We start from the raw sequence: 14,642 nt of genomic DNA on the forward strand, positions 1-14,642 counted from the left end.
CGGGCTAGCCAGATTAAACCGTTGAAAATGGAACGGGCATCCCGTGAGGGACGCCCAGACTTCTTGCGTGGTTTGTCAATGATCAGGAGCGGTTCAAGGCGTGTCCAGAGGGCATCTGGGACTTCCCAGATAGTTTCTTGCTCATCAATCTGCGCTTGGTGAGTCTGTGTCGTCGTCATACCATTAGTTTACGTATTTTCCGAACAGGCTCTTATCAGCCTTTGCCCCAAAGGTGCTGCCAATCGGTGAAAGAATGGTACTTCGGCTCCGCTGCTCACCGCCGCGTGGTGAAGCGGGTGAGCGTGGGCTTGAGAATGTTTGCAGAACACCGTTCACTGTCAAAGCATAAGAAAGCGGCCCCAGTGCTGAGCCGCTTTAAGTTGCTGGGCTGGCTACGATTCTTCGCGCCGCTCTTCTTCATCGGGCAACACCGCGTCGGCGGCCACGACGGCAGGCGAGGACGTCCCCGCGATGGGAATCAGCACTGGCACGCTTTCGTCGCTACCCATTTCGGCGTTCCTGCGGCGCTCGCTGTTGGTCAGCGCGTCGGCTCCTTCTTCACGCAACTCCTCGTCACTCTTACCCAGCGGCGCGTCCCCGTATTTGCCATGTTGTGTCATGGCTCAGTCTGGCAGCCAGATGCTGCGGACGGGTGAAGCTTGGCTTCAGTCGCCTTTATGCGGCCGCCGGGAGGTGAGGCCATCGGCAAAACAACCCAACGTCTCAGCACGTCGGGTATGCTGACGCTAAGGACGATTTGAAGGAGTTTTGCCATGAATGACCGAATTTTGGGAGCGCTTAAAATGGTGGGCATTACGGATGCGCCGCTGGCCAGCCTCGACCATGAACAACAGTTTTTTGCCCTTACCCCGCAGTTGCTGCTCTTTCACGGCGCTGAAGCCAGCAGCCCGCTGCAACAAGTCACCCTGCGTGACATTAGCCGGATTCACTCGGATCATCAGGGCACTTTGCGGGTCGAAACCAGCGCCGGAACCAGCATCACGGCCTCGCTGCTGGGCTTTGATCCCAACCGGGTGCAGCGCTTTTTTCAAACGGTGCGCGACACCACCGCCCACACCAAGCAGCAGCCCTCTTCGCCGCTGCCCAGCGCCGGCAGCAAGATGTTTGCTCCTGCCGTGCCCACACCCGCGCCAAGCGCCAGCCCTGTATCCAACACTGCGCCGCAACCAGAGCCGATTGTGTTGGGCGAGCGCCAAGACACCGGAAGCCGAGACGCATCAGCCGCGCCCAACAGTGGTGCCAAGGTCGTCAAGATTGGCGGTTCAGCCGCGCCCGGCGGTGCGCCTTCCCCAGTCCCTGTACCTCCTCCAGTGTCCCCGCCGTCCAGCACCATTCGGATCGAAGCCCGCCCGCCCATCAGTGTTAACGCCGCCTCTACCCTGAACAAACTCAACCCAGAGCAGCAACCCAGCTCCGCCAAACCGCTCTCACCGGCCCCGCTGCCTCATACGTCTGCACCCAGTACCCCTTCAACCAGCGCCGCACCCAAAGCGGCCAGCACGGTTCCCGTGTCTTCCGCTCTTCCGGCGGCTGATCTGCAAATGGCCGCCCCCATGAGCGACAACGCGGCACAGCAGGTCAACCGCCTCGCCCGCACTGCCCGTTCACTGGGCGCTCAGCGCTGGACGCTGCGGATTTTGGCCCTGGTCTTGGTGGTCGGTGCGCTGGGCATAGGCTACGTGCTGTGGCAACAAGGCAAGAGCAGCCAGCTTCCGGCGCTGTGGACGGTGACGATCGGCATCGTGACGGCGGTGGGACTGCTGGTCATGGCCGAACTGCTCAAAATGCTGTCGCTGCTGGGTCAGGTGGTTTCGGAGCGGCAAGGCGGATCAGCCCGTGACTGAACCCTTAAGTGGGCCGGCATCCACCGCCCGAGAACTGATGATCGGAGCCGTGTCGCGAGCCTCCGTGTCGGGGAATGAAAGCGATGTGGCCGAGTTTTTGGTCGGCTGGATGCAGGCCAACGGCTTTGAAGCCCGAGTAGACGCGGCAGGCAACGCTGTAGGCTCACGCGGCAGCGGGCCAATTCAGGTGGTGCTCCTCGGCCACATCGACACCGTGCCGGGCCACATTCCAGTGCGGGTCGACGAAAGCGGGGTGCTGCACGGGCGCGGCAGCGTAGACGCCAAGGGCAGTTTCTGCACTTTCGTGGCGGCTGTGGCGGCCTTGCCCGCAGAAGCGCTGAGCGCCGCCACGTTTACTTGCGTCGGGGCCACCGAAGAAGAAGTGCCCAGCAGCAAAGGAGCGCGGTTTGCCCTGACCCAGTACACGCCTGACTTGGTGGTGATCGGTGAGCCGAGCGGCTGGGAAGGGCTCACGCTCGGCTACAAGGGCCGCTTGATCGTCAAGGTGCAGGTCGTCAAAGACAACTTTCACACGGCAGGTGAAGGCACCAGCGCGGGCGACGACTTGGCGACCAGCTGGGAGCGGGTGCGGCGGTGGGCTGAGGACGCTTCGGAGGAGGGCGTCTTCGGACGGGTGCAGGCCACCATTCAGGCCATCAGCTCCGAGAGTGACGGCATGGAGCAAGTCGCCCGCGCCAGTTACGGCTTGCGGCTGCCGCTGCACCTTTCGCCCACCCAAGTGCGGGAGCAGATCACGGCGTTGCTGGCCGGTATGGCAGGGCTGAGCCTCACCTTTACCGGCGACGAAACGGCTGTGCGCTACGGACGCGACACGCCGCTGGCCCGCGCCCTGCGAATCGCCATTCGGCAGCACGGCGGCACGCCGGTCTTTAAGCTCAAAACCGGCACCAGCGACATGAACGTGGTCGCCCATCAGTGGACGGTGCCCACCCTCGCCTACGGCCCCGGCGACAGCGGCCTCGACCACACCCCGCAGGAGCGGCTCGATTTGGCCGAGTACGACTTGGCGGTGTCGGTGCTGCGTTCGGCGCTGACGCAGGTGGTCAGCAAACCCCCGCTTAAATGAACCCTGCCCCCGTCCATGATTGAAAGCTGAAACCCTCTCTTAGAGGCTTTTTGGTATGGTAAAGACATGATCCGACTGGAAACCGAATTGGAGTCCGCCATCCGCGAACACCAGAACACCACCGCGTTGTTGGTGGCGCTGGGCGTGCTGATCGGGGTGGGACTCGCCGCCTGGGTGCTGTCGCTGCCGCCCCGCGATACCGTCAGAAGCGAAGACCCAGAAGCCCCACTCTTTATTTGAGCGCATTTTGAAGTGAGAGCACAAAGCAAAAGGGGAAGCTTGCTCAAGTGGCCGCTTCCCTTTTTGTTGTGAAAACTCTGTCTATCGCGCCGTAACGAAGCGGGCGCAGAACTTTAGCTTCCTTATGCCAGTGGCCGGTTGACCAGGGCAATGGCCTGAACCGGCGCGTACATATCGTTGCTGCTCAGCAGGTCGCCCACCGTGCTGTACATCCTGAGCACTTGCCCACCTTGCTTGACGGCGTAGAGGTAGCCCTCTGAACTGACTTGCATCAGCCAAGGCGCGTCAGTCGATTCGCCCACCAACGATTCGAGCGAGAAGGTGTTGCCGGGCGTGCCGTCGGCTTCGATCTTGCGAACTTTGCTGGCCACGCCGTCCACGATGTAAACCGTGCCGCGTGCGTCTACCCCGAGGCCGTGCAGCGGGCGCAGTTCGTCGCTGGTGCGGTCCATCCTGAAGGCGTAGCGCGAAACATAATCGCCCTGCGGCGTGAAGCGTTGGACTTCGCGGTTGCCGCTATCGAGCACAAAAACGTGGCCCTGCGGCGTCGCGGCGATGCTGCGCGGCTTCTCGAAGCGCCCCAGCCCTTGCCCGCGCCCACCGAAGCGGCGCTGATAGCGGCCCTCTTTGTCAAAAACCACCACATGGTGCGACTCACCGTCGAGCACGAACAGCAAATCGCCGCACAGCGTCATGCTGATCGGCTGAAGCAGTTCGCTCTCGCCGAGGCCGTAAGCGCCGAAGGCCAGAAGTTCTTGGCCCCCCGGCGAGAGTTTACGGATCAGTGCGCCGCTCTTGCCCTGACGGTATTCCGGCAAGCTCAGGTAAATGTTGCCGTCCTCGTCGGCGGCGAGCGCGTTGGGGGCTGAGGGCAGGGCGTCGTCTACGCCCGCGCCCGTGTCGCGTAGGCTCAGGCGCAACTTGCCCTTGAGGTCGAGCAGGCGCAGGGTGCCGCGCTTTTCTTGCACGCTCATGGCCAGCGCGTAGGGGTCGTCGAAGGTTTCGTCGCTCAGCACGCCCGCGTCTAGGCGGCTGATCACTTCATCGAGCGAGGGCCGCAGCGCCGGGTCTTTTTCGATCATGCCCAGCACCAAATCGTTGAGCTTGCCCGGCACTTCGAGGCGCACCTGCTTGGGCGGCTTGGGCGACTCGAAAATCTGCTGGTGAACCACCGCTTCGTAGCTGCCCCGGAAAGCGGTCTGACCCGTGACCATTTCGTAAGCCAGCAAGCCCAGCGAATACACGTCGCTGCGGGCGTCGACCCGGTTGCCCTTGGCCTGTTCGGGGGCCATATAAATGGGCGTGCCGACCCGCGCCCCGGTCATGGTCAGGCGGGTCAGGACTTTGCCCACCGCAATGCCGAAATCCATCAGCTTGACGCCGCCCTCGCGCAGTTTGCCATCTTGCAGTGCGCCGCGCAGCACCATCACGTTGGCGGGCTTGATGTCGCGGTGAACCACGTTCTGGGCGTGAATGTGACGCAGCGCGTCGGCCAGCGAGCGGATGACCTGCACCGTTTCGCCAAAGGCCAGCTGCCTGTTTTCCAGGAGCGCTTCCAAGCTGTCACCGTCGAGAAATTCCATGGCGATGTAGTACTCGTCGCCCTGCGAGCGGTAATCGTAGACCCGCACGATATTGGGGTGGTTAAACCGCTTGAGAACTTCGGCTTCACGGTAAAAGCGCTTGACGAACTTAGCGTCGGCCAAATACTTTTCCTGCGGCACCTTGAGCGCCACCGTGCGCCCGTCTTGCTTGCGGCGGGCCCGAAAGACGCTGCCCATTCCGCCGATACCGATGCGGTCGAGCACGTCGTAGTCGGCAAACTTGAGATCGACGACGGTGGGCGACTTGGTCAGGGTGCGCTGGGTGGGGTTGCGCGGCTTGGCGGTGCGGTTGACGCTGACCGGCTTAGACAAAGCCCGCTCGCCGCCGAGGCTCAGCAGCGCTCCGCCGCTGAGCGCCAGTGCGGCCACCAACAGGCCCTGCGCCCGCTCAAGGCTGCCGCTGAGCAGCACCAGCACGGCGGCCACCAGCGACACGGCGGCTAGGATCAGCGCCGTGACCCGCTCACCCGGGCGAATCAGCAGCAAGAACGCCACCACGAAAAGAGCAACCAAGAGCAGGGGCGTGATGAGGGCGCTCATCGGCTGTGCCCAAGTGCGTAAGCGGCGCTGATGGGGGGGCGGAGAACAAAGGAGGCAGCCATATCTTCACAGTTATAACGGAAGGAGTCTCACGCGGGACTGACATGCCGCTGGCCGCTGGCCATTTTGTGAACGGCTCTCCGCCGAAAGCAGCGCCCGACGCGCCGCGCCCGCAGCTTGTGGGCATGCAGCGCTGAGCAGCACTCTGCAATCTATACTTGCAGCGTGACGCACGACCCAGAATTGGTGGAACTCTTCGAATACAAAGTCGCCGACTTGCAGCGGGGCCGCGAGCCTCGGGGCGGCAAACGGGCGCTGGCCGAGCTGCGCGATTATTTGCTGGGGTGCTCGCTCGACGTGGCCCTGAACAAGCGGGTACGGGCCGCAGACCGCCTGCTCAAGGCCGCCCAAAGTGGGAAGGCGGGCAATGCCGGAAGGCACCTCGACGGCAAACCTCTGGGCAGCGGAGCGCTGGAGGGTGAGGCGCTGCACGGCGAGCAAGTCGGGGCACTCGGCGAACTCTCCCTGGGCGAACTCGGCGTGGGCGGCTCACCACTCGGCGCACTGGGTGAAATGTCCGGCCCCCTTAAAGACCAGCTGAGCAGCTTGAACGCCGCGCAGAGCGGGCCAGACAGCGCGGCCAATACCCGCAACGAATGGGACGTGCTGAGCGGCCTGCGGGCCGGACTGTTTCACGCCGAACTCCGCAGCCGGGCGCGGCAACAAGCCCGCGTGTGGCTCAAAGAGCCTCGGCTGGCCACTTTGCGGCTGGCTTACGCGCTGACCGAAAACCTGGAGCGCGGCGCGTCCGGTACCGCCGTGCCGCCGCTGCGCGATCCTTTTTCCTCACTGCACAATCCCGAAATTGCCGCTGAGGTGCTGAGCCGCTTGGCCGAACACCTCAGCGTGCAGGTCGGCGAGTTGTCCAAACGCTACTTGCAAGTCCGCTTGGCCCTGACGCAACTGGCCGACACGCCTTTTCCGCGCACGGCTGCTGGCGACCTCGTCGACGCCAACGTGCAGGCCGCCGAACAAGAACTGCTCAGCGAGGAAGTCAAAAAGGCCCTGATCGCGGCTCTCAAACGTGGCCCCGACGCGCCGCGCAGCGCCACGGAGCGCCCGCCGATCCGCAGCGCCGCCAGCAGACTGCTGACGTTTTTGGAGACGGTGATTCCGCGCAGCAGCGGCGGTCTGGGGCTGGAGTGGCCGCTCCTCGACGGCCTCCTGTACTCGCAAAGCGCCACCTTGCGCTTGACCGAACCCGACCCGTTGGCGCTGTCGCTGGCCATTCACCTGCCCGGCGGTCAGCAAACGACTTGGCGCGGGCAGAGCATCTCTTGGACGCCATTTTCGCTGGGCACCTCTGTAGCAGGCCATTCGGAGCGGCAATCCGGCTGGGAAATCCGGCTGAGCGACGAAACCGACGCCCACAGCGGGCCAGCGCAAGCCCACGCCACCACCCAGGGCGCGGCGAATATCGTGCGCTTATCGGCGCAGCGGCCCGAGGTCGACAGTCACTTCAGCGGCCAGCCGGTGCGCTTGGTGCTGATCGGCAAGGATTTGGCTTTGGAGCTGCGTCCGGTGACCCACAGCGACTTGTATTTGCTGTCGGTGGAAGCCCGCTTGACCGCCGCGCTGCTCGAACCCGGCACGGCGTACGCCCACCTGCGGCTGGCACGCGCCACCGCCCAGCGCCTGCGCGGTAACCCCATCAGCGGCGAGAAAGTCTCTGCCGAGAGCGCTTCACGCTACGCCGCCGCGCCGCCCGAAACGCTGCTGGCGTTTGCCCGGCAGGGCGCACAAACCCTGCTGGCCTACGCCGCGCAGGGCGACGACGAAGCGCTCAGCCGCGCTTTTGCTGAAGCCCGCACCTTTTTGCAGCTCAGCCGCGCCCACAGCGAAGCCTTGCTGGACTTGGTGCGCCTCAGCTTGCAGCTCCACTCGCTTCCCATCATCGGCCAAGCCGATTTGTTGAGCGTGCCCGAGGTCAATGGAGACGAATACGCCCTGCTGGTGTTCCGGGGCGAGCCGCTGACCGTCAAAGTCAAGGGGCGCAGCGTGACGCTGAGAAACGATTACAAGGGCGATCTCAGCGCGGTGATGCCTGGCCTGAGCGCCTCAGCCGTGCGCGACTTGTTGGTGCTGCCGGTGCCGCAGGGAGCCATCACCCTGATTCGGGCCGGTGAGCGGGTGGCGGTGGGCTTTCAGCCGATTTTGGTCGAAGCCCTCTAACACAGCGGCCCTCTAGCACAGCAGTCCTCTAACACAGCCGACTAAGCCGCACACAAACGGCGTCCTGGCGGCCAAAACGGTAAGCCTGAGAACAGCCGCCTCAGGTCGGGCGGTGGTATTCTGAGCAGGTTTGAGTAGGGCACAGCATTGAGCTGAACTTCAGCTTGGCCAGCCGCCGCAGCCGCATTTGAGGCAACCATCCGGCCAACTCGGAGCGCGGCGCAAGATTGGCTGATAAGGTGATGAGCTGATAGGCGTGCGGCCCGCCACCAAGCTCCATGTGGGGCCAGCTCAAGGAGGCAAGACGTTATGTATAAAGGCAGAGAGGGCCAATGGGCCTTTTATCTTCACCGCTTATCGGGTTTGGCGATTTTGGCGTATTTTTTGATTCACGTCATCAGCATCAGCTTGTTTGTCTTCGGTGAGAAGATTTACATGGCTGTTCACGGTGGCTACGACTTTATCTTGTTTCGTTTGGCCCTGATCCTGGTGGCGGCGGGCGTCATGTACCACGCCATGAACGGCCTGAGAATCATCGTGATGGACTTTACCGGCAAAGGTGTGGCTTATCAGCGCCAACTCTGGTACGGCGTGCTGCTCATCAGCGTTGTCTGGACCATCTACGTGGCCTTTAAGGTCTTGCCGCGCGTAGCGGCGGGCGTCTAAATGAACAAGGAACTGAAATGACCATTCGCGCACGCACCATGCAAGATGCCAAACAGCAATCTCACACCAACGCTGAACTCAATTGGTGGATTTTCATGCGGATCAGCGGCCTGATCTTGATTTTCTTGGTGTTGGGCCACATTTATATGACCTTTGTGCAGGTCAGCGAATCCGACGCTACCTTCGACGCGGTCATCAACAAACTCTCCAACCCGGCTTGGAAGTTCTACGACTGGCTGCTGCTGGCGCTCACCATGCTGCACGGCGTCAACGGCGCACGCTACAGCATCGACGACTATGTCCGCAGCCGCCCCAACCGCGCCTGGGTCAGAAACAGCTTTTTCACGGTGGTGGCGATGATTTTTGCGCTGGGCACGGTGGGTTTGTTTTCGTTCAACCCGAACTGAGGCCTGAACCAAGAGCAGTGAGCCCAGAGCCGTGGGAAGGCAGACAAACGTCAGGAAAATAAAGAGCAAAATAGAGAAAAGCCCGACCCTCTTTTCGTTTTCCCCGTACTCCGCGCTCCCCCTTCAACATAAGGACTAAAGATGCATCATCGTTATGACGTTTTGGTGGTTGGCGCTGGCGGCGCTGGCTTAATGGCGGCGCTCTACGCCGCAAAAGGCAATGTCTCGGTGGCCTGTATTTCCAAGCTCTACCCGACCCGCTCGCACACCGGCGCGGCGCAGGGCGGCGTGGGCGCGGCGCTCGGCAACATCCAAGAAGACCACTGGGAATGGCACATGTACGACACCATCAAGGGCGGCGATTACCTCACCGACCAAGATGCTGCCGAGATTTTTGCCAAAGACGTGATCGAAGCGGTCTACGAACTCGAACACATGGGCCTGCCATTTTCGCGCACCGAGGAAGGCAAAATCGCCCAGCGCAAGTTCGGCGGTCACACCCGCGACTTCGGCAAAGCGGCCGTCGAGCGCAGCTGCTATGCCAAAGACCGCACCGGCCACATGATCTTGCAAACCCTCTACCAGCAAAACGTCAAAGAAGGCACCACCTTTTTTAACGAGTTCCACGTGCTCGATTTGATTATCGAAAACGGGCGCTGCTCGGGCGTGGTGGCTTACGAGCTCTCCACCGGCGAAATCCATACCTTCCATGCCAAAGCGGTGATTATGGCGGCGGGCGGCTACGGGCGCATCTTTAAGATCACCTCCAACGCCCTGACCCTGACCGGCGATTTAATGAGCATTTACTACCGCAAGGGCCTGCCCTTGGAAGACATGGAGTTTTATCAGTTTCACCCGACCGGCCTGACCAAGCTCGGCATTCTGGTCACCGAAGGCATTCGCGGCGAGGGCGGCATCCTGCGCAACAAAGACGGCGAGCGCTTCATGGAACGCTACGCCCCGACCCTCAAGGACCTCGCGCCGCGCGATATCGTTTCACGCAGCATTTACACTGAAATCCGCGAAGGGCGCGGCGTCGGCCCCGACAAAGACGCCGTGAACATCGATTTGACCCACTTGCCCAGAGACGTGATCGAAAACAAGCTCAGCGAGATCACCGATTTGTCGCGCACGTATTTGGGCCTCGACCCGGTCAAGGATCTGGTGCCGATTCAGCCCACCGCCCACTACGCTATGGGCGGCATTCCCACCACCATCGACGGCGAGTGCATTGCCGACGACGACGGCAACTTGATCGAAGGCCTTTACGCGGCGGGCGAGCAGGCCTGCGTGTCGCTGCACGGCGCGAACCGGCTCGGCACCAACTCACTGGGCGACCTGATCGTCTTCGGACGGCGCTCCGGCGTCAACGCCGCCAAGTACGCCCGCCACGCCGAGCTGGCCGAGATGCCGGAAGCGCCGGAAACCGAGTCGCTGGCCCTCATCGAGCGCCTGAAGAGTGCCGACGGCTCGGAAAACGCCGCCCGCATTCGCAAAGAGCTGCAAGAAACCATGATGAACAATGTCGGGATTTTCCGTAACGGCCCCGACATGGAAAAACAAGTGGAGATCTTGCATGATTTGCGGGCACGCTATCAGCACGTCGGGGTGCAAGACCCCTCGCAGCGCTTCAACTCCGAGCTGATCGAGGCCATCGAACTCGGCTTCATGCTCGACTGCGCCGAGGCCATGACCCACAGCGCCCTCAACCGCACCGAGTCGCGTGGCGCACATGACCGCGAGGACTTTCACACCCGCGACGACGTGAACTGGCTCAAGCACTCGATGGCCTACAAGGATTTCAGCCACCCTGGTTCTGTCAGAATCGGCTACAAGCCGGTGGTCTTCAAGGGCGAGCGCGGATACGAAACGGTGAACACCTACACGCCGACCGCGCCGGGCGATCTCAAGTTCCCGCCCAAGCCGCGCACCTTCTGAGCATTCACGGAGTCAATCAATGAACATCAATGTCAAAATCCTGCGTTTTGATCCGGAAAAAGACAAAAAGCAGCATTGGGAAACCTATCAGGTCGAAGCCAGCCCCGGCGACCGCGTACTCGACGTGATCAACCACGTCAAATGGTACATCGACCCCACCGTGACCTTCCGGCGTTCCTGCGCCCACGGCATCTGCGGCAGCGACGCCATGCTGATCAACGGACGCAACCGCCTTGCCTGCAAGACCTTGCTGCAAGACATCGTCAAAGACGGCGGCACCATCACGGCAGAGCCGATTCGCGGCCTTAAAGTCGAAAAAGACCTCTTGGTGGATATGGAGCCGTTCTTCGACGCTTACCGCTCGATCATGCCGTATTTCATCAACGACGACGCGCCGCCCGCCGCCGAGCGTTTGCAATCTCCCGAAGACGCCGAGCGGATGGATCAAAGCTCCAACTGCATTCTGTGCGCCTGCTGCACCACCTCTTGCCCGATCTTCTGGGTCAACGGCAGCTACCTCGGCCCGGCGTCGATCGTGCAAGCTCACCGCTTCATCTTCGACACCCGCGACGCCGCCACCCAACAGCGCCTGAATATCATGAACCAAAATACCGGCGTGTGGCGCTGCCGCACCGCTTACAACTGCACCGAAGCCTGCCCACGCGACATCCCGATCACCCAACTGATCGAGGAAGTCAAGCGGGCAGTGATGTACCAGCAGGCGTAACAACACCTTAACGAACCAAAAAGGCCCGACTTCTTAAAGAGTCGGCCTTTTTTCGTTGCTCTTCTTCAACTCCTTAAACGGTTCGTTGAGAACGGCATTTCGCTCCACCGCCTGAGTCAAGCCCAGCAGCACCCACTCATCATCCTCAAGCGCTGCCCACTTCGGCCTTGGAACGCCGTGCTTGGGCAGCAAAACCAAATCGCCAATCAGCCGTCCCAAGGCAGCTCGGTGTGATTTTTTTCTCAGAAGTATTCACAGTTTGTCGGAAAACCCGCAGGAATTGTCAGGATTTTGTTATCGCGCTCAGACCATACTGGGGGTACAAGTTTCATTGATCCGAGCTGATCAGTGAACAAACTCGCGGAGAACAGATGACACTTTGGGGCCACCTTGAGCGGTTTGCATTTATAGATCTAGTCAACTTCGTCAACAATCAAACAGGCACTCTTTCACTCGGCGAAGCGTATCAGGGCCGGACGCTGGAAATGTATTTGGTCAAAGGAAAACTCAGAACCCTTCACGCCGATGGATTCCGCATTCAGGAGCAAATGCGGGTGCGGGAAATCATTTATACGCTCATCAGTCAGTACAACGGCAAGTTCGAGTTCGATAACCGCAGGCTCAGGAGCGAGTGTGACTTCTGGCTCGATATGGATCTGGCTCAGCTCTTAACACAGGCCGCGCAAGACACCATGATTCCTGAAAACGAGCTGCCCCGTCCACACGATAAGTTTGTGGACGCTTGCTTGGCTAAGCCTTTTGCCGATTTGGTTCAAAGTGACGCCCTTCAAGACAAATGGCAGCAGATTCAGCCGTATCTCGGCTGGGGAATCAGCGCGGCGGAGTTGACGGGGCAGCTCTTTTACAGCGAGCGGGAACTGCGTGTCACGCTGCACCGCTTATTGTTGGCGGGGGCCGTCCTGCCGCAGCCTAAGCTTTCTGAGCGTCTGCCCGTTCTGGGCCAAATTCAGAGCGTTCAGGGGCGGGCGGCACTGCCCGCCAAGCGTTCCGCCGACGCGAAACCCGGCTGCCGTTTGTCGAAGTCTTGGCGGCGCTTTACCCGTTCTTTGCACTGATTCTTTGCGCAGACGCCGCACAGCCGAAAATAAGGAAAAGCCAGCCGGAATTGTACTCGGCTGGCTGCTTGTTTTACTCGCTTCAACGTCGTACTTAAGCGGGAATCAAATCCCCGGAGCGGTTCCAGAAGCGGTGCTGGGCCACCCCTTTGACAAAGTCGTCTGCCGACTGCTTGGACAGATCGAAAACGCCCTTCGCCGCGTCCACTGGAACACCGGAGCGCTGGAGGAAGGATAAGGCCTCGTGGCTGGCCCCCACCGCTTTGCCGTGCTTGTACGCCTGCGCCACGAAGCGCACAGCGTCGCCCATGCTGCTAAGCGCCTCGAGGCTGGCCGCGCCGCCGGGCAGATACACCGCGTCGTAAACCACCGAGGGAGTGGTCAGGATGGTTTTGTCCACCTTGACTTCTTCCCCATCGGCCCTGAGGCTGCCCAGGTGGGTGCCGACCACCTCGGCCTTGCCCCCTTCAGCGGCCAAAGCGTCTTTGATGGTCTGCACGTCGCCCGCGTTCACGCCGTCAGCGGCCAAAATCGCCACTTTGCGGCCCCTCACCGAAGGCGGCGCGGTGTTGTGATCCACCATGCTCAGCGCCGCGTCACGCTTGAGGCCGCCCGAAGCAGTGGTGTCCGATACCGCTTTTTCGAGCAGCTTCATCAGCTCGGTGTCGCTGGGCATTGGCCCCGCCGTTTCCAGTTCGCCCAAAGCCGCCGCCACCTGATCGCCCAGCACCGCGTTGATGCGGCGCAGATGCTCGATCATCTTGAGGCGAATATCGCGGACTTCGACTTTGCCGAGTTCGAATTGTTGCGCCCGCACGATGTGCATTTTTTCGACAGGTGACATCGAATTCCAAAACAGTTGGGCCTGACCGTAGTGATCGGAAAAGCTCTCGGCCCGCTGGCGAACCTTGACGCCAGTCATAGGTTCGGGGTAAGTCACGAAACCGCCCTTCTCGGCAGGCACTTCGGCAGGCTGACCGCCGCCCAGCGAATTGGGCTCATACGACACGCGGCCCGGGTTGATGGTGCGGCGCATCTGGCCGTCGCGCTGGTGGTTGGAGACCGGCGCAAGCGGGCGGTTGATCGGCAGCTCCACCCAGTTGGGCGTGCCGAGGCGGCTGATCTGGGTGTCGAGGTACGAGAACAAGCGGCCCTGCAGCAAAGGATCGTTGCTAAAATCAATGCCCGGCACCAGGTTGGTGGGCATAAAGGCGACCTGCTCGGTTTCGGCAAAGTAGTTGTCGGGATTGCGGTTGAGCGTCATTTTGCCCACCCGCTTGACCGGCACGAGGTCTTCCGGTACGAGTTTAGTGGCGTCCAGCACATCGAAATCGAATTCGGCGGCCTGATCTTCGGTAAAGATTTGCAGGCCCAGTTCCCATTCTGGAAAGTTGCCCGCTTCGATGTCGTCCCACAAGCTGCGGCGGTGGAAATCGGCGTCGCGTCCGGCCAGTTCCTGCGCTTCGTCCCACACCAGCGAGTGAATGCCCGACAGCGGCTTCCAGTGAAATTTGACAAAACTGGACTGGCCCTGAGCGCTAATGAACCTGAAGGTATGCACCCCGAAGCCTTCCATGTTGGCCAGCGAGCGCGGGATAGAGCGGTCACTCATCACCCACATCAGCATGTGCATGGTTTCGGGCGTCAGCGAGATGAAATCGTAGAAGGTGTCGTGGGCGCTGGCCGCCTGCGGAATCTCGCGGTGCGGCTCCGGCTTGACCGAGTGAATAAGGTCGGGAAACTTGATGGCGTCCTGAATAAAAAACGGCGGAATGTTGTTGCCCACGAGGTCCCAGTTGCCTTCCTCGGTGTAAAACTTGACCGCAAAGCCGCGCACGTCGCGGGCGGTGTCGGCGGAGCCGCGTGAACCGGCCACCGTGGAGAAGCGCACGAAAACCGGCGTGACGCGGCTGGCATCAGTCAGCACTTTGGCGGCGGTGAATTCGGAGAGCGAATCGTCATACACCTGAAAAGTGCCGTGCGCTCCCGCGCCGCGTGCGTGAACCACCCGTTCAGGAATGCGCTCATGGTCAAAGTGGCTGATTTTTTCGCGCAGCAAAAAGTCTTCCAGCAAGCTGGGGCCGCGCACGCCCGCCCTGAGCGAGTTCTGATCGTCGCTGATGGCGTGGCCGAGGTTGTCGGTCAGACGCTGGGTCGGTTGCTGAATGGCTTCTTGAATGGTCGGTAAATTACTGGCCTGCGGCTTGTTTTGATCGTCTTTCATAAACGCCCCCTTAATCAACAAACAGTGGCCACCATC

12 protein-coding genes are annotated in these 14,642 nt (G+C 61.3%); 9 read left to right on the forward strand and 3 right to left on the reverse strand.

What is annotated here, in order from left to right; translation table 11 throughout:
* Window positions 1-392 precede the first annotated feature (392 nt).
* Window positions 393-620 carry a hypothetical protein gene (locus tag FNU79_RS15210; RefSeq protein ID WP_143721665.1) on the reverse strand — a complete coding sequence of 76 codons (228 nt, stop codon included), beginning with the start codon at window positions 618-620 and terminating at the stop codon, window positions 393-395.
* A gap of 153 nt (window positions 621-773) precedes the next feature.
* On the opposite strand from FNU79_RS15210, the gene FNU79_RS15215 reads away from it, so the two are divergent.
* The 3 genes from FNU79_RS15215 (at window position 774) to FNU79_RS19200 (ending at window position 3,192) form a co-directional block, all read left to right on the forward strand.
* Window positions 774-1,865: a hypothetical protein gene (locus FNU79_RS15215; protein WP_143721666.1), complete on the forward strand. Its 1,092-nt coding sequence runs from the start codon at window positions 774-776 to the stop codon at window positions 1,863-1,865.
* Window positions 1,858-2,952, forward strand: a complete 1,095-nt coding sequence (locus FNU79_RS15220; RefSeq protein ID WP_143721667.1) for a [LysW]-lysine hydrolase — start codon at window positions 1,858-1,860, stop codon at window positions 2,950-2,952. The genes FNU79_RS15215 and FNU79_RS15220 overlap by 8 nt, the downstream gene beginning before the upstream one ends.
* Before the next feature lie 66 nt (window positions 2,953-3,018).
* Entirely contained in the window at window positions 3,019-3,192 is a 174-nt protein-coding gene (locus tag FNU79_RS19200; protein ID WP_164473472.1) for a hypothetical protein, read from the forward strand.
* A gap of 122 nt (window positions 3,193-3,314) precedes the next feature.
* Here FNU79_RS19200 and FNU79_RS15225 read toward each other — a convergent pair whose 3' ends face one another.
* A complete protein-coding gene (locus FNU79_RS15225; RefSeq protein ID WP_143721668.1) occupies window positions 3,315-5,336 on the reverse strand; it encodes a protein kinase domain-containing protein in 2,022 nt (673 codons plus the stop codon).
* Between the two features lie 225 nt (window positions 5,337-5,561).
* On the opposite strand from FNU79_RS15225, the gene FNU79_RS15230 reads away from it, so the two are divergent.
* The 6 genes from FNU79_RS15230 to FNU79_RS15255 all read left to right on the forward strand — a co-directional run bounded on the left by FNU79_RS15230 (window position 5,562) and on the right by FNU79_RS15255 (window position 12,382).
* The gene (locus FNU79_RS15230) at window positions 5,562-7,568 is read left to right on the forward strand and encodes a hypothetical protein (protein WP_143721669.1); all 2,007 of its coding nucleotides are present in this window, start codon (window positions 5,562-5,564) and stop codon (window positions 7,566-7,568) included.
* A gap of 309 nt (window positions 7,569-7,877) precedes the next feature.
* Window positions 7,878-8,234: a succinate dehydrogenase, cytochrome b556 subunit gene (gene sdhC / locus FNU79_RS15235; protein ID WP_124871889.1), complete on the forward strand. Its 357-nt coding sequence runs from the start codon at window positions 7,878-7,880 to the stop codon at window positions 8,232-8,234.
* Window positions 8,235-8,251: 17 nt separating this feature from the next.
* Window positions 8,252-8,641, forward strand: coding sequence for a succinate dehydrogenase hydrophobic membrane anchor subunit (locus FNU79_RS15240; RefSeq protein ID WP_124871886.1), 390 nt, complete (start codon window positions 8,252-8,254; stop codon window positions 8,639-8,641).
* A gap of 141 nt (window positions 8,642-8,782) precedes the next feature.
* Entirely contained in the window at window positions 8,783-10,579 is a 1,797-nt protein-coding gene (sdhA, locus tag FNU79_RS15245; RefSeq protein ID WP_143721670.1) for a succinate dehydrogenase flavoprotein subunit, read from the forward strand.
* 19 nt (window positions 10,580-10,598) lie between these two features.
* A complete protein-coding gene (locus tag FNU79_RS15250) occupies window positions 10,599-11,306 on the forward strand; it encodes a succinate dehydrogenase iron-sulfur subunit (protein ID WP_124871880.1) in 708 nt (235 codons plus the stop codon).
* A gap of 371 nt (window positions 11,307-11,677) precedes the next feature.
* Window positions 11,678-12,382, forward strand: coding sequence for a DUF4388 domain-containing protein (locus FNU79_RS15255; protein WP_143721671.1), 705 nt, complete (start codon window positions 11,678-11,680; stop codon window positions 12,380-12,382).
* 94 nt (window positions 12,383-12,476) lie between these two features.
* Here FNU79_RS15255 and FNU79_RS15260 read toward each other — a convergent pair whose 3' ends face one another.
* Window positions 12,477-14,606, reverse strand: a complete 2,130-nt coding sequence (locus FNU79_RS15260; RefSeq protein ID WP_143721672.1) for a catalase — start codon at window positions 14,604-14,606, stop codon at window positions 12,477-12,479.
* Window positions 14,607-14,642: the final 36 nt, after the last annotated feature.

Source organism: Deinococcus detaillensis (assembly GCF_007280555.1).
Classification (GTDB): Bacteria; Deinococcota; Deinococci; order Deinococcales; family Deinococcaceae; genus Deinococcus; species Deinococcus detaillensis.

What these genes read in the sequence shown, in the direction of transcription:
- FNU79_RS15215 (WP_143721666.1), top strand. Translation starts at nt 774, where the DNA reads ATGAATGACCGAATTTTGGGAGCGCTTAAAATGGTGGGCATTACGGAT.
- FNU79_RS15240 (WP_124871886.1), top strand. Translation starts at nt 8,252, where the DNA reads ATGACCATTCGCGCACGCACCATGCAAGATGCCAAACAGCAATCTCAC.
- sdhA (WP_143721670.1), top strand. Translation starts at nt 8,783, where the DNA reads ATGCATCATCGTTATGACGTTTTGGTGGTTGGCGCTGGCGGCGCTGGC.
- FNU79_RS15250 (WP_124871880.1), top strand. Translation starts at nt 10,599, where the DNA reads ATGAACATCAATGTCAAAATCCTGCGTTTTGATCCGGAAAAAGACAAA.
- sdhC (WP_124871889.1), top strand. Translation starts at nt 7,878, where the DNA reads ATGTATAAAGGCAGAGAGGGCCAATGGGCCTTTTATCTTCACCGCTTA.
- FNU79_RS15225 (WP_143721668.1), bottom strand. Translation starts at nt 5,336, where the DNA reads ATGAGCGCCCTCATCACGCCCCTGCTCTTGGTTGCTCTTTTCGTGGTG.
- FNU79_RS15255 (WP_143721671.1), top strand. Translation starts at nt 11,678, where the DNA reads ATGACACTTTGGGGCCACCTTGAGCGGTTTGCATTTATAGATCTAGTC.
- FNU79_RS15210 (WP_143721665.1), bottom strand. Translation starts at nt 620, where the DNA reads ATGACACAACATGGCAAATACGGGGACGCGCCGCTGGGTAAGAGTGAC.
- FNU79_RS19200 (WP_164473472.1), top strand. Translation starts at nt 3,019, where the DNA reads ATGATCCGACTGGAAACCGAATTGGAGTCCGCCATCCGCGAACACCAG.
- FNU79_RS15260 (WP_143721672.1), bottom strand. Translation starts at nt 14,606, where the DNA reads ATGAAAGACGATCAAAACAAGCCGCAGGCCAGTAATTTACCGACCATT.